Source organism: Spiroplasma endosymbiont of Aspidapion aeneum, assembly GCF_964031045.1.
Classification (GTDB): Bacteria; Bacillota_I; Bacilli_A; order Mycoplasmatales; family Mycoplasmataceae.
Genome location: NZ_OZ034994.1, coordinates 212993 through 232767, shown reverse-complemented (window position 1 = coordinate 232767; position 19775 = coordinate 212993). Strand labels below are relative to the sequence as shown.

The 19775-nt window shown below is 26.6% G+C and carries 19 protein-coding genes and 1 tRNA gene; 5 read left to right on the top strand and 15 right to left on the bottom strand.

Features of this window, described 5'->3' with window-relative positions; translation table 4 throughout:
* Positions 1 to 296 precede the first annotated feature (296 nt).
* From AAHM97_RS01095 to AAHM97_RS01070, 6 genes are all read right to left on the bottom strand, one after another.
* Positions 297 to 1655 (bottom strand): FAD-dependent oxidoreductase, encoded by a 1359-nt coding sequence (locus AAHM97_RS01095; protein WP_342269109.1) that lies wholly within the window; start codon positions 1653 to 1655, stop codon positions 297 to 299.
* A gap of 82 nt (positions 1656 to 1737) precedes the next feature.
* Positions 1738 to 3540 (bottom strand): translation elongation factor 4, encoded by a 1803-nt coding sequence (gene lepA, locus AAHM97_RS01090; protein ID WP_342269108.1) that lies wholly within the window; start codon positions 3538 to 3540, stop codon positions 1738 to 1740.
* The gene (locus AAHM97_RS01085) at positions 3522 to 4040 is read right to left on the bottom strand and encodes a DUF402 domain-containing protein (RefSeq protein ID WP_342269107.1); all 519 of its coding nucleotides are present in this window, start codon (positions 4038 to 4040) and stop codon (positions 3522 to 3524) included. The genes lepA and AAHM97_RS01085 overlap by 19 nt, the downstream gene beginning before the upstream one ends.
* A gap of 88 nt (positions 4041 to 4128) precedes the next feature.
* Positions 4129 to 5610, bottom strand: coding sequence for a hypothetical protein (locus tag AAHM97_RS01080; RefSeq protein ID WP_342269106.1), 1482 nt, complete (start codon positions 5608 to 5610; stop codon positions 4129 to 4131).
* Positions 5611 to 5829: 219 nt separating this feature from the next.
* A complete protein-coding gene (proS, locus tag AAHM97_RS01075) occupies positions 5830 to 7251 on the bottom strand; it encodes a proline--tRNA ligase (RefSeq protein WP_342269105.1) in 1422 nt (473 codons plus the stop codon).
* Positions 7252 to 7259: 8 nt separating this feature from the next.
* Positions 7260 to 7829, bottom strand: a complete 570-nt coding sequence (locus tag AAHM97_RS01070; RefSeq protein ID WP_342269104.1) for an acetyltransferase — start codon at positions 7827 to 7829, stop codon at positions 7260 to 7262.
* Between the two features lie 228 nt (positions 7830 to 8057).
* Between AAHM97_RS01070 and AAHM97_RS01065 the strand changes: the two genes are divergently transcribed.
* The 3 genes from AAHM97_RS01065 to AAHM97_RS01055 are packed head-to-tail and all read left to right on the top strand — an operon-like array spanning position 8058 to position 9250.
* On the top strand, positions 8058 to 8357 hold the full coding sequence (locus AAHM97_RS01065; protein WP_342269436.1) for a hypothetical protein: 300 nt from the start codon (positions 8058 to 8060) through the stop codon (positions 8355 to 8357).
* 12 nt (positions 8358 to 8369) lie between these two features.
* Entirely contained in the window at positions 8370 to 8753 is a 384-nt protein-coding gene (locus tag AAHM97_RS01060) for an IS3 family transposase (protein ID WP_342269103.1), read from the top strand.
* Positions 8744 to 9250 carry a DDE-type integrase/transposase/recombinase gene (locus AAHM97_RS01055; protein WP_342269102.1) on the top strand — a complete coding sequence of 169 codons (507 nt, stop codon included), beginning with the start codon at positions 8744 to 8746 and terminating at the stop codon, positions 9248 to 9250. The genes AAHM97_RS01060 and AAHM97_RS01055 overlap by 10 nt, the downstream gene beginning before the upstream one ends.
* 521 nt (positions 9251 to 9771) lie before the next feature.
* Here AAHM97_RS01055 and AAHM97_RS01050 read toward each other — a convergent pair.
* The 6 genes from AAHM97_RS01050 to tsaE form a co-directional block, all read right to left on the bottom strand.
* Positions 9772 to 10473: a hypothetical protein gene (locus AAHM97_RS01050; protein ID WP_342269101.1), complete on the bottom strand. Its 702-nt coding sequence runs from the start codon at positions 10471 to 10473 to the stop codon at positions 9772 to 9774.
* Positions 10474 to 10555: 82 nt separating this feature from the next.
* Positions 10556 to 11161, bottom strand: a complete 606-nt coding sequence (locus tag AAHM97_RS01045) for a hypothetical protein (RefSeq protein ID WP_342269100.1) — start codon at positions 11159 to 11161, stop codon at positions 10556 to 10558.
* A gap of 667 nt (positions 11162 to 11828) precedes the next feature.
* Positions 11829 to 11919: transfer RNA gene (locus AAHM97_RS01040), tRNA-Ser, on the bottom strand.
* Between the two features lie 111 nt (positions 11920 to 12030).
* Entirely contained in the window at positions 12031 to 13965 is a 1935-nt protein-coding gene (locus AAHM97_RS01035) for a hypothetical protein (protein WP_342269099.1), read from the bottom strand.
* Positions 13966 to 13989: 24 nt separating this feature from the next.
* A complete protein-coding gene (tsaB, locus tag AAHM97_RS01030; protein ID WP_342269098.1) occupies positions 13990 to 14574 on the bottom strand; it encodes a tRNA (adenosine(37)-N6)-threonylcarbamoyltransferase complex dimerization subunit type 1 TsaB in 585 nt (194 codons plus the stop codon).
* Positions 14568 to 14972 (bottom strand): tRNA (adenosine(37)-N6)-threonylcarbamoyltransferase complex ATPase subunit type 1 TsaE, encoded by a 405-nt coding sequence (gene tsaE / locus AAHM97_RS01025; protein WP_342269097.1) that lies wholly within the window; start codon positions 14970 to 14972, stop codon positions 14568 to 14570. Before tsaE ends, tsaB begins: the two co-directional genes overlap by 7 nt.
* 62 nt (positions 14973 to 15034) lie before the next feature.
* On the opposite strand from tsaE, the gene AAHM97_RS01020 reads away from it, so the two are divergent.
* Positions 15035 to 16006: an NAD(P)/FAD-dependent oxidoreductase gene (locus tag AAHM97_RS01020; protein WP_342269096.1), complete on the top strand. Its 972-nt coding sequence runs from the start codon at positions 15035 to 15037 to the stop codon at positions 16004 to 16006.
* A gap of 19 nt (positions 16007 to 16025) precedes the next feature.
* Positions 16026 to 16415: a DnaJ domain-containing protein gene (locus AAHM97_RS01015; RefSeq protein WP_342269095.1), complete on the top strand. Its 390-nt coding sequence runs from the start codon at positions 16026 to 16028 to the stop codon at positions 16413 to 16415.
* A gap of 52 nt (positions 16416 to 16467) precedes the next feature.
* Here the strand turns inward: AAHM97_RS01015 and gpmI are convergent, their stop codons facing one another.
* The 3 genes from gpmI to tpiA are packed head-to-tail and all read right to left on the bottom strand — an operon-like array spanning position 16468 to position 19625.
* Entirely contained in the window at positions 16468 to 18054 is a 1587-nt protein-coding gene (gene gpmI, locus AAHM97_RS01010; RefSeq protein WP_342269094.1) for a 2,3-bisphosphoglycerate-independent phosphoglycerate mutase, read from the bottom strand.
* Positions 18044 to 18883 carry an HAD-IIB family hydrolase gene (locus tag AAHM97_RS01005; RefSeq protein WP_342269093.1) on the bottom strand — a complete coding sequence of 280 codons (840 nt, stop codon included), beginning with the start codon at positions 18881 to 18883 and terminating at the stop codon, positions 18044 to 18046. The genes gpmI and AAHM97_RS01005 overlap by 11 nt, the downstream gene beginning before the upstream one ends.
* A complete protein-coding gene (tpiA, locus tag AAHM97_RS01000; RefSeq protein WP_342269092.1) occupies positions 18873 to 19625 on the bottom strand; it encodes a triose-phosphate isomerase in 753 nt (250 codons plus the stop codon). The genes AAHM97_RS01005 and tpiA overlap by 11 nt, the downstream gene beginning before the upstream one ends.
* Positions 19626 to 19775 lie beyond the last annotated feature (150 nt).

Sequence of the window (19775 nt, the reverse complement as noted above, 5' to 3'; positions counted from 1 at the left end):
TTTGTTATTTTTAAAAGTTGTTTTAAAATGCATTTTATAATCTATACATCATTTATGATATTTCTATATGGGTCATTATATATTTTAGATAAGCACCTTGATCTTAATCTTTGTTAAAAATAATTTTAAGAAAATTACATTTATGTTACTTACTAAGATATTTCACTTACTATTCTTTATATTTATTATGTTAAAAATATTAAACATAATATAATTTTTTATTTTAACTGAGATTAAATAAAATTATATTTTTTGAAAAAAAAAAAAAAACCTTATCAGGTTTTTTTAAAATATATTTATTTTTTAAAGTAGTTTAATCCTAAAACTTCCAATGCTGCCAATGTAATATAATTATATGGCTTATTAAAATGAGGAAGGAAGAATATATCAATTAGTGGTATTTCATCAATTGTTACACCTTTTTGAATCAAATATGATAGAAGATACATTGATTCAGTGTGATTATTTTTACTTGAAATTTGTGCTCCAATTAATCTTCTTGATTTTTTCTCCCATATTAATTTAATTTTAACTTTCTCAACAGTTGACATAAATTCTGGTCTGTCATTATCTTCAAAAAATTTACATTCATAATCAATTTTTAATCTTTTACACATTTCCTCGGATAATCCTGCTGCAGCCATTTTTCAACCAAAAACATCTATCCCGTTTGAACCAACAAATCCCATTTGTGGTAAAGAATTATTTTTAACAATATTCATCGCTGCTATAATTCCTGTTCTAACAGCTGTTGTTGCTAGAGCTATCTGTGATTGTGAGTCTGTTGCTTTATTGTGAACTTGTGAACAGTCACCTATTGCATAAATGTCTTTATTAGATGATTGACAATAATCATTTGTTTTAACAGCTCCATTTTCAGCTAAATCAACAACACCTTGTAAATGTTTAGTTTGAGCAACAACACCTGCACAAAATACAACGTAGTCAACCTTATGTTTTGAATCATCACTTAGCGTAATACTATCAACTTTTGATGTTCCACAAAATTCTTTTACACTTTTACCAAGTTGAATATTTACTTTTGCATTCTTCATTGATTCTTCAATATCATTTGTAAAGTCTTCATCATAATAAGCGGGCATAATTCTATTAGCCAAATCTACCAATGTTACATTTTTTCCAGCTTTTACAAATGCATCAACAAGTTCAACACCAATGTATCCAGCGCCTATAACTGCAACATTTTTAATCGATTTATCTTCATTGGCAATTTTAATTTTTTGTGCGTGGTCATAATTCTTACAAATTTGAACCCCTTTTAAATTAAATCCAGGTGTACTTAATTCAATTGGTCATGTTCCTGTAGCAACAATTAATTTATCATATGTATCTTCTTTTTCTTTTCCTGTTACCATATCCTTAAATCAGACTTTTTTAGCCTTTGAATCTATTTTTGTTCATTCATATTGCATATTAACAGAGATTCCCTCTTTTGCTAAAAGTTCTGGTGTTGCATAGAACAGACCCTTTGGATCTTTTACTTCCCCCTGAACCCATAGTGCAATTCCACACCCAAGAAATGAAATTGAGTCATTTCTATCATATGTGACAACTTCCATCTTAGGGTCAAGTCTTCTTAATGTTCTAATTGCAGTTGTTCCTGCGTGGTTTGTTCCAATTACTATTGTTTTCATATAAATACCTCTTAATTATATTATCTACTTTTTTTATTAAAATTTGTGTTTTTTTTGAGTATATATTTGAATTTTGAACAAATTAATCATCTAGTTTTAACACTGCAATAAAAGCTTCTTGCGGAACTTCAACAGAGCCAATGGACTTCATTCTTTTTTTACCAGCCTTTTGTTTTTCAAGGAGTTTTTTCTTTCTTGATATGTCACCACCATAACATTTTGCTAAAACATTTTTTCGCATTGCTTTTATAGTTTCCCTAGCAATTATTTTTGACCCAATCGCCGCTTGTATTGGAACCTCAAAATTCTGTCTCGGAATTAACTCTTTAAGTTTTTCACATAATACTCTTCCTCTATAATAGGCAAAATCTTTATGCACAATTGTACTTAATGCATCAACAATAACCCCATTTAACAATATATCCATTCTTACTAATTTTGATTCTCGATAACCAATTAATTCATAGTCAAAAGATGCATATCCTTTTGAAATAGATTTTAATTTGTTAAAAAAATCAAATATTATCTCATTTAATGGTATTTCATAGACTAAATTTCTTCTTTGGTTATCTATAACTTCTAAATCTACATAAACACCTCTTTTATTTTGGCACAAGGTCATTAAATCTCCCACATAATTTTCTGGTGTAATAATATTTACCTTAACATATGGTTCTTGGATATTCTTTATTTTTTGAACCTCACAAAATTTTGAAGGATTATCAATATATTCTAAAGTTCCGTCAGTTTTGTTTAATGTATATATAACACTAGGTGCGGTTGCAATAAGATCTAAATCATACTCTCTTTCTAATCTTTCTTGGATAACATCCATATGTAGTAATCCTAAGAAACCACATCTAAAGCCAAAACCAAGAGATTGCGAGTTTTCAGGTTCATAAACCAAAGAAGCATCAGATAAACTTACTTTTTCAAGTGAATCTTTAAGGTCGTTATAGCGAGTATTATCAATTGGATAAATTCCACAATATACCATTGGTTTTAATTTTTTATATCCAGGGAGCGGATTTTTTGTTGGGTTTGAAAGTGATGTAATTGTATCTCCAACAGAAACATCTTTTATTGTTTTAATTGATGCACTCACTCATCCAACCTCTCCAGATTCCAACATCTCTTTTTTAATTTCAATTGGTGTTTTAATTCCAACTTCACTAACTGTATGTTCTGCACCTGTTTGCATAAGTAAAATATTATCTCCAGCTTTCAAAACACCTTCAATAATTCTTACAGATAGCATAACACCTCTATACTTATCATAATATGAATCAAATATTAATGCCTTCAGTGGTTTATTATCATCTGCATCCATAGGATATGGTATTTTATCAACAATAGCCTCTAAAACAGACTCAACGTTTAATCCAGTTTTTGCACTGATCATTGGAACATCAGAACAATCAATTCCCAAAAGATTTTCTATTTCTTCTTTAACCCTAGCTGGGTCCGCCGCTTGAAGGTCTACCTTATTAATCACTGGAATAATTTCTAAATCATTTTCAAGAGCTAAATACACATTTGCGAGTGTTTGTGCTTCAACGCCCTGTGTTGCATCAACAACTAATAAAACCCCTTCACAGGCAGCTAAACTTCGAGAAACCTCATAAGTAAAATCAACATGTCCAGGAGTATCTATAAGATGAAAAATATATTCTTCTTTATTTTTGTTAATATATTTTAATTGAGCAGAATTTAACTTTATTGTTATACCACGTTCTCTCTCAATATCCATTGAGTCCATCATTTGCTCTTTCATATCTCGTTGTTTTACAGTATGAGTGAGTTCTAATATTCTATCGGCCAGAGTAGATTTTCCGTGGTCGATATGAGCAATAATACTAAAATTCCTTATTCTTGATTTATCCATTTATATACACTTTCATTTTTTAAAATATTTTCCAAATATTTTTTATTAAATCATTTCTCTTTATTTTTGATAATTTTTTTTAATTCATCTACAGTATCTCAAACATTATTTACTATAGTTTCATCATATTTATATAAAAACCTATTTTTATTAAAATTAGCTAAGTCTAATATTTGATATTGCCCATCTTTATTGACTTTTATATCTATATCATAATCAATGTAAATATTTTTATCGCTAATAGGCGACGCAATATTAATAAAAAATAGCGTTTTATTCTGTTCTAAAAATCACATAATATTAAATAATTTATTTTTAGGAAAAAATCAAATTTCCTTACCTTTATTTATAAAGGTTTTTTTACCATCTTCTATAACACTATAATTATTTGAGGCAAAAACTTTTTGTTCATCATCCTCGTATAATAAGCAACCGTTAGAAAAGATTTTACTTAGCTTATTATCATTTTTATATGCTTTAATCTCAATAGCTTCAAACATAAAGATATCCCTTTTATATATTATAGTCAAAAATTAATAAAATATCTCTTTAATGTATGTTAAAAACAAATATAAGTACGTTAAATTATTATTTTTTTATTTCCTTTCTTCTTATTGAAAAATAAACAATAAGAGCGAGAAGAATAGATAAAGAAAATGCAGATACAGAAATAACTACAATAATAATTGTTGTATATTTGTTATTAATATTTAAATTTTTATATGGTCCAAGATTATTGTAACCATATAACATACTATTTTTAAAAACAAAATTTGGGGTGTAACTCTTATTTTTACCAACACTGTTTTTATAAATGGCTCTTTGTGATGTATTGAAACTTTTAGAAACTCCAGCAGAAGCACATAAGGTTGATGCTAATATTTTATAAATCTCACCATATTGCATGTTACTTGCATAATCTAGGGTATTAAATAATTGATTATAATCTGTTTTTGGCATTAAATAATATCCATCGATAATAAGAAACAATGAATTGTTGGAGTAATAAGCAACTTTGTTGGTTTCTCCATTATAACCACTTCATTCAGACAACACCCTATTAAATCCTGTGGTAGAAAATTTTTGCAAGTTCTTTTCGATCACGATAGAGTATAAAAGATCTAAGTAGTTAGTTTTGGACTTTATTATAAATTTATTAATAATATTGAAAATACTCAAAAATGTGTCTTGTATATTCTTTTCATCTATATCTGAAATATTATTTCATAATGCGAATGAATGAACAGATACTTTTAAAGCAATGTTTGAACCAGGATTATAATTATTCTCACTTGTATCTCTATTTGAGGTATTTGTATATTGTGATAAATAGTTATCTAGTTCATTGAAGTTTTTGTATTTTCTATAACTCATAAGATTATTATATTTTTCAATTGCTTCATTACTACATTTATACATTCATTTATTTATAACCTTTAACGGAATCTTAAAATCATTATTAACTGATGGATTAAAAAATATTTTATTGTAATCATCATCATACTCATTTGATTTGGGTTTATTGGAAAAGTCATATGATTCAGGATCTGGTAAATATTTTGAAAAACAAATTGCAGTTATATATTGTGATTTGGAATATGCTAACCAGAAATTATCGTCAAGATTAGTGTTGTTATAATGGTAATCCTTTAGAGTAAATGTTTCAAATTGTGTACTTGGATCTAATGCATTTTTATTATCATTGATATATTTATTTACATAATCTTTATATGATTTTCATATTGTTTTGCTTTCATCATTAAATCAATTTTCATTTATTATTTTTGTATAGACATCAATAAACCACGCATTAACCCAAGACCACATTTCATTTTTGGGAGAGTTGGTGTTCATTCAATAAATAGTTGCTTGGTTAAAAAAATCCTCATATGTTAACATGGCGTTATATGAAACAACAACAGTTGATGAAATTAATGACATAGAAAAAACATCTTCATAAACAAGGGGAGTATAATCTGTAGCAATTTGATTAGGTCTACCCTTGTTTGGGTTTATTTCTTCTAATCTTTTAAGTCATTTAGGGTTTGTATTTTTAACAACATCATACAAAAAATATTGTAATGCTACTCCACTTCAATTTAGGTGGTTATAATCATTAACATAAGGTTTATCATTACCTTCATTTTTATTATAAAAAGAATTTAATTTGTCACATTCTATTTTAGCAGCAAAATTAAAATTTTGAAAAAATAATGCAAATATTAATAGATGCTGTATTTTAAAAAAGAATGTTTTTATAAAAATTATAATAGTATCACCACCAATGTTCTAATAGGCTCTAGAAAAATAAACCAATTGCTTCGTTAACTTATTGCAATTAAAACATTTAATTTCCTTCTTATTTTCTTCACCACTTATACATCTTGAATTTGTTGAGGTTTGTTCCTTTACGCTATTCTCGCATTCAACATCACCACAAAATGGCACTAGTGCAAAACCTATTTTAGTTTTAAGATTTTCCTTATACTCTGAAATTGTATTCAATTTATAAATTCTTGAATCTAATCTTTTTCTAGCTATTGTAAATAAATTTTTATCATACTCATTTAATTGTTCATAAACATATTGTTCAATATTATTAATCGAAATCAAAACTTTTGTTCTCAGGTCTCTTCTAGAAATTACTACACTATTGCTTTCTAGTTCCTTAGGACCAATTTCGATTCTTAGTGGAATACCCTTTATTTCAGCATCTGAAATTTTAAAACCAAATGATTTATCAGATTCATCCATATCAATTCTATAATTAGCTAATTTATTTTCAATTAATTTAGCAATTTTGTTAACTTCTTCTTCATCTTTTATTTTTATTACTCTTATTTGGATTGGAGCTATTTTTGAAGGTAAAACAAGACCAAAATCATCCGAGTGGGACATAATTATCGCACCAATTATTCTCGTTGACATTCCTCAACTAGTTGTATATGCAAATTCTTCCTTTTGATTCTTGTTTTGAAATTTTACATTATATGCTTTTGTAAAATTGCTTCCAAAGTAATGACTAGTTGCTGATTGTAAGGCTTGTCCATCATACATCATGGTTTCTATTGTGTAAGTCGTTTCAGCACCAGCAAATCTTTCTTTTCTAGTTTTTATTCCAGCAATTGTTGGAATCATTAATACGTCTTCAACTATCCGCTTATAAACATTTCATATTTTTATAGCAAAATTTTCAGCTTCAGTTTCATCACTATGAACAGTGTGCCCTTCATTTCACAAAAATTCACTGCTTCTTAAAAAGGGTCGTGTTGTTTTTTCGCATCTTAAAACATTTGTGAATTGATTAAATAAAAGTGGTAAATCACGATAACTTTTAACAGCCTTAGATCAGTAATTTGCAATTAAAACCTCACTTGTAGGACGAAGAAATAACTTTTGTTGAAGGTTATTTTCTCCTATTTTAGTAATTGTATATAATTCGGGTGCAAATCCATCGATATGTTCCTTTTCCTTATTAAATAACTCCTCTGGTATTAGCATTGGAAAATAGACGTTTTGAACCTTTTGCTTTTTAAATTCAATATCTAAAAATTTTACAATATTTTCTCATATTGCAAAACCATACGGTTTAATTATCATAGTTCCTTTTACCGGACCATATTCAACCAATTCGGAATTTTGAACAACATCTGTGTATCATTTTGCGAAGTCTATATCTCTTGATGTTATTTTTTCAATATTTTTTGCCATTTTATTCACTATCTATCCTTTTTATCTATTTTTTCAATGTTTCCTTTTTCACCATAAAATACATCAATATTTAAATTATTATTTTCAATATATGTTTTGATCAATTCAATTTCACTTCTTTTTTTTACCATTACCCATTCAATCGCCTCTGGGTTTATATTCTCATAAATATAAATTAAATTACTAGTGTCATCATGAGCTCAATCTTTTTTAGATATTTCTGCAAGATATTTATAGTTTATTGCAATAGTTGCTATTTCATTAATATCAATATTTGCATCATTAGATCATTTTCAAAAATTAACCCTACTAGAATTGTCCATTTCCAGACCTATAGATTTTTCATTTTCCAAATAAGTTCAAACAATATATTCTTGTGAAGGTAATAGTTTTTTGTCATCTAATAATCTAATACCATTTTCAAGAATTATAAGGACATTATTAACATGTGTATAAAATAAAAAATGCTCAACATTCTTAGTCTCGGCCAATTTTAATATCCCCTTCATACCCGACTTACTTTTGAAAATTGATGATATAATATTTTTTTTTGGAGGCTTATATTTAATATTTTTCATGCGCTCACCTCTTATTATTATAAGGAATTTGTACATAAAAAAGTTGCTTTTATTGATTTGATAATAAGAAATATAAAAGAAAAAATAATTTATTAGAAATGAATATAATCTCTTATGTATACAATAATAAAAAAACAAAAAGCAATTTCTAAAAATTGGTTTAGTTTTGAGATAAAATTATTGTATATGTAGGAGATTTTATTATGGCAAATTTAAAAGGAACAAAAATTAATAATTGTCAAGCAGCACTTTGATCAGGGTTTAACATTTAGAGTTTTAGCTGAGAAAAATGATGTCTCATATCACGCTGTGAGAAGATGGTGTTTGGATTATGAAATTTATGGAGAAAAAGCATTAGAAAATAATACTGGTAAATTTAAAAACATGGGGATAAAATTAACAACTATTAAAGGTCCAAAAGACATTGAAATCGCTAGATTAAATAAACAACGTAAAAAGAAAGAGTTGGAACTTGAGATATTAAAAAAGTTTGATGAGATGATGAGAAACTTATACCAAAAAAAATAGTTTTCAATAAATATGAATTTATTTAAAAATATGCATAAAATTTATGAATTGTGCAAAATTGTAAAAATAACAAGAGCTTCTTATTGCCGCTGGATTAAAAATGGAAAAAGAGAGTGTCAAATAGATTTTGATTTAAGTTTGACCAAAAAAATAAAGATTATTTTTAATTATCACAATAGTTTGTATGGTTCTCCACGAATAAAATTCATTTTAAATAGAACAATGCAAATTAGTCAGTCTAAAATAGCAAGATATATGAGAATTCTAGGTCTAAAATCAAGGATAAGAGTCAAAAAAAGATTTAAAAAACAAGTTGAGATCAAAAAATGTAATATCGGTTATACTAATATTGTTAATAGACATGAGATCTTTATCAAAAAAATGAATTGTGAGTAACTGATGTTACCTATATAAAATATAGTAATAAATTTGCATACTTGAGTATTTTAAAGGATGTAAAAACTGGATTTATTGTTGGATACAAAGTATCTGAAAGAAACGATAACAAATTTTATATGGATACGTGAAAAGAAGCTCAACAATATCACGATAAAAGTAAACAAAAAATCATTCATAGTGATAATGGTTATCAATATACTTCAATTTGAATTAGACGATTTTCTAAAAGAGAAAACTTATTTATCTCATTATCAAAACCGGGTAACTCTATTGGCAATGCTCCAGCAGAAACATTTTTTTCTCAATTAAAAACTGAGTATAAACATGTTTTATATCAAAAAACATTTTCAGATGTTTGTATGATTGTTGATGAATATATACGTTATTATAACTATGAAAGAATAACTATCAAAAGCAATGGACATACCCCAGCAGATATTTACCTTTCCAAAATAAAATGCCATTTCCAAGAAGAAATGACATTAAATTTATAAAAAAACATTTTGTATACTTGACAAAGTATATTCAAATTTATTAGAAAAATTGTTTTATATTTAATGGACAACTATGAGAACTTAAGTAATTTTTTCAATACACATATATAGATATCTCACAAAAAATAAGTCTAATTGTGAAATTGAAATAAGTAAATACTAAGTTGATTTCTCATATAACATTTAAATTATGAAAAAATTAAAATAGTTTTATAATGTCAATTTTTAAAAAACTGCTAAATTTAATTTTTCAATCAAAAATTAAAATAATAGAATTAAAGAATGGCAATTTATTGTTTGTAATCAAAATTAATATAATTTAAATTTTTACAATGATTGAAAAAAATATTAAGGGCGAAAAAAATATTACAAAAATACATTTATAAAAAAGGAGTATAGTTATTTATTTAACTTATCTCGTTTAATGTTGCAAATACTGTAGTTAAATACAAAAAAAATACCTTATTCCTTACTAACTAAAATTTAATATTATTATTAAAAAGCTCATAATATTTTGTGGTTTATACACTTTTATTTAGTTTTAATATTGTAGGTTTTTGTTTTTTAATATCATGGCATTTTTTTATAGACAAATATATATAATAGGAAAAAGTCAATAAATATATAATACCTACAATATTAAGAACAACCAATAATGTTATAGTAACTATTCTATACGTTTTTTCTTTTTTAGGTGAAAATCTCTCATTATAAATTAGTTTTTCTATTTTAAAAATAATAGCAAATAAAATAAAATTTACAAAAATCATTGAACACATATAAAATATAATTGGAGAAATTGATAAAAGAGAAGAATCACTTTCTATAAAAATAAATATAGCAATCATTAATACAGGAATAGAGATTAAGGAAAATATAAACAAATATGCGTAGGATGATATACATAATTTTGATTTTGTTCAAGTTAATGAATTTTCACTAATTCACTTCTCTTCTCAATTTTTTGACCATTTTAAAAGTAAAAAATATAAAAATATAGTAATTGCGCTGCAAATAATTAAACCAATAGCAGTTAAAACTGAATACAAAGGTGATAGATTATTGTTATGAATTTGATATCTTACCGATAAAATAAATACAGCCAAATCTAAAAATATGAATGTAAATAGCAAACTTACAAGACATCAAAATTTAATCTTTTGATTTTTTGTGCCAAATTTTATAACCCCTTTTATGAGGGTTTTTGATCCTAATTTATTCATAATATCCTCCGACATTGTTATTTTTTTTTATTTATATAAGTATAGTGTTATCAAAAATCTAGTAAAAATATAATTTAAAAAATTAATTTCAATTATGATCAGATGCTCTGCAATATACAATTACTAATGTTTGCCAATCCATACACATACCATTACCATTGTTAAATATTGAAGAATATATTTCATATTCTGAAATAATTATTCCGATCGCTGCCAAAATTATTTCCCCAACAACTGGGATATCGGTTACCGATTCCAATATTGCAGCTATCATTTCCTTTGCTCATTCTGATCCAGATGATGCTGAAGAAAATAACTTAGATAACTCATTATTCATCTCAAGATTCCAATACCCAAACTCAATTGAATACCAATTAAATCTTACGTATGATTGATACTTACCATTATCATAGCTGTTGTAGTATTCGTTAGTGAACTTAAGATTATTAAGTGAATCAAATACGTCAAGGGAATTAATATTATCAACTCCGGTTATTCCTTTGATAATATTTATACTTAATTGCTTTGATGTAAGCACACTTATTATTTCGCTAGACAAAAAATTAAATTTTAAAAGGCTACTTCTAAAATCTTTTAAATTAGTAATCAATTTTTTATTTTCAACTTTTGATGTTGACAACAATGATTTAAAAATCTCAACATTTTGATCATAACTTAGTGTATTCATTTTTGCATCAAAAGTGGAAATAGAATTTTTTTTACCATTATTATATATGTTATTTGAAAATCTTATAGGCTTACTATTTAATTTATTATTCTCAATATTGATATTTTCAACTAATGATGTTGTTGAAACTAATGATGTTGTTAATAAAAGAGTACTAAAAATTTTTGTTATTTTTTTTCATATAATACCTCCATTATTATTTTATAATATATATTGCATTTTAGCTAAAATTAACATAATAAATATCTGTGAGTATCCCAATTTTAAACAGTAAATGCAACGTCTCTACCAGGGTAAATATTATCGCTTTCTTTATGTCTACATTTGCTATGTTTAATCCGAGGGAAATGAACTTTCCTTAACTATTCTTTTATCTATAAATTATGACCTGATGTTTATTTTTTTTTAATTAAAATTTACAACAACTTGTAATAGTCGCATCTCAACCTGAACACTTTTTTAAATATATTATATAAACAAGTAAAAATTTAAAGCATAGGTTTACAATTTTTGCGTTATATAATTATATGATTTATTTCATAAATGTATTAATTCTTCAAAATAATCAGATCTTATATGAACATTGTATAACTATTATTTTAGGTTATTATTTTTATTTATAAATAAAAATAAAAAAAACATGTAAACATGTTTTTTAAATTTAAAATGGCGGACTGAGAGAGACTCGAACTCTCGCGCCAGTTACCCGACCTAACACCTTAGCAGGGTGCCCTCTTCACCAACTTGAGTACCAGTCCACTATTATATTATATTATACAAATTTTTTGCTGTAAATATTCTCATTTTAGGCAAACTTTATCATTTTTTTAAAATTTAATTTTTTAATATAAATAAAATTCTTTATCTTACTAATAAACTTTTAGCGCCTTGACAATTGCATTTATATCCATAATTATTTGTTTAATACTCCCTTTACTTGATGCCATTTTTCAAGCATAAAATAATGTAGAGTTGTCCCTAATATTATATGTCCCATCAGTATTGGATACTAATCCAATATAATTTCATAAATAAGAATTAGGTGATGAAAGTTGGCCAATATTTGATATTAAATATTGCAATATGATTGTTTTGTTGCTTTCACTAATTGGTAATAATAATGACCCTATAAATTCATAAAGATAGTTTATATTCAATGATGTTGATGAGTCTTTTAAAGATGTGCAAACTTGATAAATAAAATCTGTAATTTTTAAATTTTGCCATTTTCCTAAAACTTTATCCTTATTAATATTCAATTTCAATATATCAACAAGATTACCGAAAGTAAAATCTAATGTTATCTGTCCATTATTTTTTGGCAATATCTTAAAAATATAGCTTATCGGATCTTTAATTATAATGCCTATTATATTTAGTTGTTCCTTAGGGATTATATTTAATGACTCAATTGTTTTAATAACTTCTTCTAAAGGTAAATACTGTGGATCAAAAAGCATCTTTATCTTAACATAAATTTTATTATAATCCCATCCATTTGATAAATATGTTAGTAGATTTGGAATTGCATTAGCAATAGAAAATTTTAAATTTTCCTTGGAAATAATCATAGATATTACACCAGGAATTTTATCAAATATTGGGTTATTTTTAATTAAACCATAAACAACAGATTGCAAAAGAGATGTTAAACCATATTTAGCATAAGTTATTTTTTTAGTTTGATCATCATCAACTAGATTAATTAGACAACCATCATTATTAGCATCTTTTCCTTTAGAATCACCTTGTGCAAATAAAATTCTAAGCATATTTTCCATACCTTGCTTTGTAGATAAACCTGACTCAATATTTTTTGCAGCTTGATTAATTGAAAAATTCGCTTTGTCAATATCTAATTTTGTATCATAAATACTGTTTATTTTATCTCATGTACAGGATTCTGAAGAAGATAAATCAAAATTATTCATATATTCTAAGACACCAAATAAACCGTTTAATATTTCACCTGCAGAATAAACTATGGTAGTTGGGCTCAGTGCAAACATATTATCTTTTTTCAACGAAGAAAAAGGTCCAACCATTTTTGATAAAATATTTGATAAATTATTAAAAATAGTTAATTGAACATCAGAATTTGTATAATCTAAAGAAATGGCATTTTTTACATAATTATCTCCAGCAATTAGACCCAATATCCCTGAAATAATTCTTGTGCTTGAAATTTGCATCACTTTTTCATATGTAAGGCCTTGATATTTTGAAATATCTACTTCTTTTTTGACAAAAGATAATAAGTCAGAATTAAGTGAAATCTTATTTAAAAATCCACTTGAAAAATAACCTATTAGCGATATAAGCATATTATTCTTACTAACCATTTGAGATAATAATTTAGCATAATCATTCTCATTAAGGTTTTTAAAATCTGGCAATAATATACTGAGTAAATCGGTATATGTTTTTAACTCTCCAATTATATTGCTTGCCAGTGAATATGTAAGGATAGAAACAGAAACTGGCTTGATTGAATTTTTTGCATTAATAGTTATGGTTGTCATCCCCTCCTTTAATGCTGTAACGGTAAGTTTATTATTATTAATACTTACAGAACAAATAGATTGATCATCTACTTTTGTAGTTATACTTTCAAGGTCGCCAACATTAAGAATATCAATATTATCGTTATCCCCAACATTGATAAGTAATCTTTGAGTATCAACATCTATATTATGTGGTGTTTTTTTATAACTATTTTGAGAGCAACTAGAAACATTCATTGTAACTACTAACGGTGATGAAACAAGAATTCCAGATCAAAGTGATAGTAATATTTTTTTCATATATTTTCTCCTAATAAGATTTTGTTATGTATATTGCTTAATGTACAAAGGAACAAGTAAATCTATATTTTCAATCTCATTTAGTAGATGTTTTATTGACTTAAAATTTTCTACTAATAAAATACTATCATAATTTTTAACATATTTGATATTTTTTAAAATATTTTTACAATTACTATAAAAATCTTCAAGCATATTATTATCAAGAACCTGGTCTGGAAAATATGGTTTGCCATCAATATAAACTCCTACATAGCTTTTATTTGACCTTGCATCCAATACAGCCATTGTAGCTTTGATTCCACTCATCAATTGTAAAGATGAGATCAAAAATATCCTAATATTATTGTTGAGCATTTTACATGTCTTTGCCACAGTTATGCCAACCTTTACACCTGTGAATGTGCCGGGCCCTTTAACAACAAAAAAGTTATTAATATCTCTTAATCTTGTTTTATTTTTTTCTAATAAATCATCAATTTTTTGATTTACTATATCACTAACCTTAGTTAAATTGTTCTCAAAATAAGTATCAATAATGATATTATCTTCCTCATATATTAGGAGGATACAATTATTAGTAGTGTCTATAAATAAATCTCTTACCATATTAAAAACTCGCGGCAATTCTCATCAATAATTTTAATGTGAATTTCAATAATATCATAGCCAGTATAATCCAATTCGACATTTTCTGACCATTCAATAATTGATAATCTATCTTTCATTAATTCCTGCACCAGGTCAACATCTTCACTTATTGGTTTTGTCAAACGAAAAAAATCTACATGATTTATAGATAATCCTTCCACTTCATATTGATTTACAATATTAAATGTTGGTGATGATATAGTCTCTTTTACACCAATTCTCTTTAATATATATTTAGTAAACGTTGTTTTTCCTGCCCCAAGTCGTCCATGTAATAGAATTACAGTGTTTTTTCAATTTCTCTTTTTTATGCGTTTATAAACAGTTTCTAAATTTTCTACATTCTTAATTAACAAAATAACCACCTATTTTCTTTTATTTTCATTATAATATTTAATAGAGTTACATTGGAGCAACTATGGAAAAATATGACCTATTAGTTGTTGGTGCCGGAGCTACTGGATTGCATGCTTCAAGGGTTGCCAGCAAAAATAATTTAAAAACAATAATGATTGAAACGAGTAATGATATTGGTGGACAAATCTCAAAATTTTATCCAGAAAAAACAATATCAAACCTACCGTTTATCAATGATATTATAGCAAAAAATCTAGTTAATAATATGAATGAAAACATAAAAAATCAAAAGAATTTAAAATTTTTACCAAATTTAGGAATTGATAATATTGAAACTATTAATGATGAAAAATATGAAAAAACATTTAATGTAACATTTTCAAATACTAAAAAAGTTAATTTTATAAGAATATTATTATGTTTGGGCGCTGGCCAATTAGAACCAATTAGGGCGGATGATTTTGAATATGACAACATAATTTATAATGTTAAGGATTTGTCACAGTTTGCTAATAGAAAAGTTATTATACTTGGCGGGGGTAATAGTGCTATTGATTTTGCAAATGAAATAGTTAATTTTACGAAAGATGTATATTTAGTACATAGAAGAGAAGAATTTAGAACAACCCAGGCAGAAATAGACAAAATGGTAAAAAATAAAGTCAACATATTTGCAGATTGAGTTGTGGTTGACAAAGAAATAATAAATAATTGTATAAAATCGATATTAATAAGAAATAATAAAAATAAAGAAGAAAAATGAATAAAGTGTGATAAAATTATTATAGCATATGGTTTTATTGCAAAAAAATGTGCACTAAAAGGCTTAGAAGACTTAGTTCTCGATGAGAGAAAGAGGATTGTAGTTAATGAAAATAATCTAACATCAAGACCATATATATATGCTGCTGGAGATTGTTGTAGTTACAAGGGAAAAATATGGAATATACTTTCAACTCAATATGAATCTGAAAAAGCGGTTCTTAATATTGAAAAAGAAATTAGAAAATCTGCAAGAGTTATAGGCTGATAGAAAGCAAGGGTAAGATAAGTTGAACGATGATGTATTAATGTTTATAATGATGATATTTTGGTTTGCTGGGAAAGTTTTATACTATGTTTTTCTTTATTGACTAATAACTGGTATATTTGGAATTGGAAGACAAAATCAAAGATATCGAAAAAATGAAGAGTATAACCAACACTATCAAAATAATTATCAACAGTACCAACAAGCAGATGAAGGGCAAAGATTATCTAAAGCATATCAAACTCTTGGTTTAAGAGAAGGAGCAAGTGCAGATGATGTGAAAAAAGCATATAGACAACTTGCAAAAGAAAATCACCCAGATAAAAACAAATCTGCAAACGCACAACAAAAAATGGCAGAAATTAATGCAGCTTATGATACTATTTTAGAAACTATGAAAAAGAAAAATTAGCTATAAAAAAACCATTACTTGTAATGGTTTTTTTATAGCTATATTTAGTAATTTATTTTATAATCAAACTTTTCTGAGTCATTTCTTTTGGAATTGGAGACCCAATTATTTCTAAAATTGTTGGTGCCACATCTGCTATTGCTGGGTTTTCTTCCCGTAATTTTAATGTTTTATCTGTAATAATAATTGGAACCAATTTATTTGTGTGTTTTTTATTTGGACCCCCTTCATCATCAATCATAACTTCTGCGTTACCGTGATCTGCTGTTATTATCATTGTATATCCATTTCTTTCACTTGCATCATATATTCTCTTAAGTTGATTATCAATTGTTTTAACAGCTTTTATTGCAGCCTCTAATACACCGGTGTGTCCAACCATATCACAATTTGCAAAATTTAAAACTATTACATCATATTCCTTTTTATCAATCTCATTAATTAATTTATTAGTAATTTCTACCGCTGACATTTCTGGTTTTAAATCATAAGTTTCAACTTTTGGAGATGGAATTAGTGCAATACTTGCATTTTTTATTAATATTTCTTCTTGGGTTGCTAGACCATTTTTAAAGTAATCTTTTCCACCATCAAAGAAAAATGTCACATGAGCAATTTTCTCAGTTTCTGCTATTCTTAATTGTTTATAATCATTTTCAGCCAATCATTCACCTAAACCATTAATAACCTCAATTGGTTTAAAAGCTATGTGCTTTGATTTTATAGATTCTGAATATTCCATCATTGAAACAAAATAAATATCGTTTCCTACAAATGGTAATTCCTCAAATGACTTATCTTTTCACCCAATATAATCTTTATTTGTAATTATACTCGCCAATTGAATTGCTCGATCTGGTCTAAAATTTGCAAAAAATACTGAATCTTTTTGTTTAATATAACCATTTTTAGTATTTATATTGTATGCTGGAATAATACCTTCATCATCCTTATTATTTTTGTATTGTTCATTAATATAAGCAATTGGATCTGAAAAATAATTCTTTGTTGTTCTTGTAACTAAAGATTTGTAACCCTCCGCTGTTCTTTCAAATCTTTTATCTCTATCCATGGAAAAAAAACGACCCGAAATTGAAGCAACTTCTCCAACATTATATTTACTTATTAATGTTTGTAATTGTTTGGTATATTCAATTGCCGCTTTTGGGCTAGTATCTCTTCCATCTGTAAATAAATGAATATATATTTCTTTCAAACCTTTCTTTGCACAAGCCTCATATATTGCAAACATATGTTTCATATGTGAATGAACACCACCATCAGAAAATAAACCCATGATATGAAATGCTGAATTATTTTTTTTACAATTTTCAATTGCAGATTTCACCTCATAGTTATCATCAAATTTACCATCAGCAATTATTTTATTAATTAACGACAAAGACTCATACTTAATTCTTCCAGCACCAAGATGAATATGCCCAACCTCTGAGTTTCCCATTTGTCCCTCTGGAAGACCAACTCACTCCCCGCTTGCATGCGCTTTAACTCATGGATATTTTTTTTTCAATTCTTCAACAAATTCCATGTTTGCCTCACTAATAGCATTACCTTTTCCGCTTTTTTCAATACCTCATCCATCTAATATAGCTAATACAATAGGTTTTTTAGTTTTCATTTTTATTTTCTCCTTCAATTACAAAGTCTTCGATAATTTTGGCAATTGCACCTTCAGTATTTGAAAGATCACAAACAAACTTTGCTGACTGTTTTGTTTTTTCACTTGCATTACTTGGTGCAAATGAAAAATCTGTATATTCTAACATTGGAATGTCATTTTCTGCATCACCTACAGATAACATATTTTTTGGTGAAATATTATATTTCTTTGATAAATACTCTAAGGCCTTTCCTTTGCTTGCCTCTGTTGAAACTACCTCTGAGTTTTTTCCTAGTTGGCCATAAAAAGTTAGCCCCAGATTATTAAGATCTTTAATAAATCCCTCTTCATTTGTTCCAATAATGAATTTATAAGCATCAGTTAATTTCATATCATCGTGATATACTATAGCATTTCCTTTTAAAAAGCGATTTTCACCCTCAAGATAAGAATCACCTTTAATTGGTTTATTAACAACTGCAGTAAATTCATCAATAAGATAACACCATAGAGATATACTACCATCTTTATATTTCTTTGCTGCTTTAAATACTTTGTTAACTATGTCTTTTTTTATTACTTCTTGATGTAGGACCTCATTTGTTAATAAATTTTTAATTAGTGCACCGTTAAATCCAACAATTAGAGTATCATTATTTACCATATCGTGTTTAAATAAATCGTTATTTAGATCACAATTTAATGGTCGCCCTGTCACAAATACTACTTTCACACCTTGCTCTTCTGCTTTTTTTATCGGTTGAATATTATGGTCAACTATACCTCCGGCCCTATGAAATGAAGTGCCGTCCATATCCAAGGCAATTAGTTGAATATTATTTTTCATTTGTTTTAAATAACTCCAAGAATGATGATACTTCAATACTAGAACCACCTACTAATGCACCGTCTATATCTGGTTGTGATAAAATATTATTTACATTTTTTGGATTTACACTTCCACCATACTGAATGATAATTTTTGAAGCTACATCTTTTGTATAAATATTTGATAATATATCCCTTATACTTTTAATAACATCCTGAGCTTGTTCTGGTGAGGCTGTCTTACCAGTTCCTATTGCTCATATTGGTTCATAAGCAACAATAACTTTTTCTGCATCAGAATCTTTAATATCCTTAAATCCTTTTATTATTTGTTCTTTAATAAAATCAATTGTTTTTTTAGACTCATAAATTTCTAAACTTTCACCACAACAAAATACTGGTGTTAGACCTTCATTTAAAAGAGATTTTAATTTTTCGTTAACAGTTTCACTTGTTTCTGCAAACATCTCTCTTCTTTCAGAGTGTCCTATAATAACATGTGTTATCCCTATCCCTTTTAGCATTGGAATAGAAATTTCGCCAGTGTAAGCACCATTTGTTTTAAAATGGCAATTTTGTGCACATATGATAATGTTCTTTGACACTTTTTTTAAGTCACTTAATGCAGTAAATGGCGCTGCTATACCTGCCACATAATTGTTTGGTAATTTTAATTTATTTTCCGCATCTTGAATAAATTCAATAGCCTCCTTATTTGTTTTAAACATTTTTCAGTTTCCAAATATTACTTTTTTTCTCATATTTCCCCTTTATATAAACAATAATATTTTACCATAAAAATGATTTTTTTACCAAAATTATTAGGTGTTGTATCAAATGATTTTTTAACATAAAAAAATAATAAAATACTTTAGAAAACGTTTATTAAAGAGAGATAAACTTATTGATGG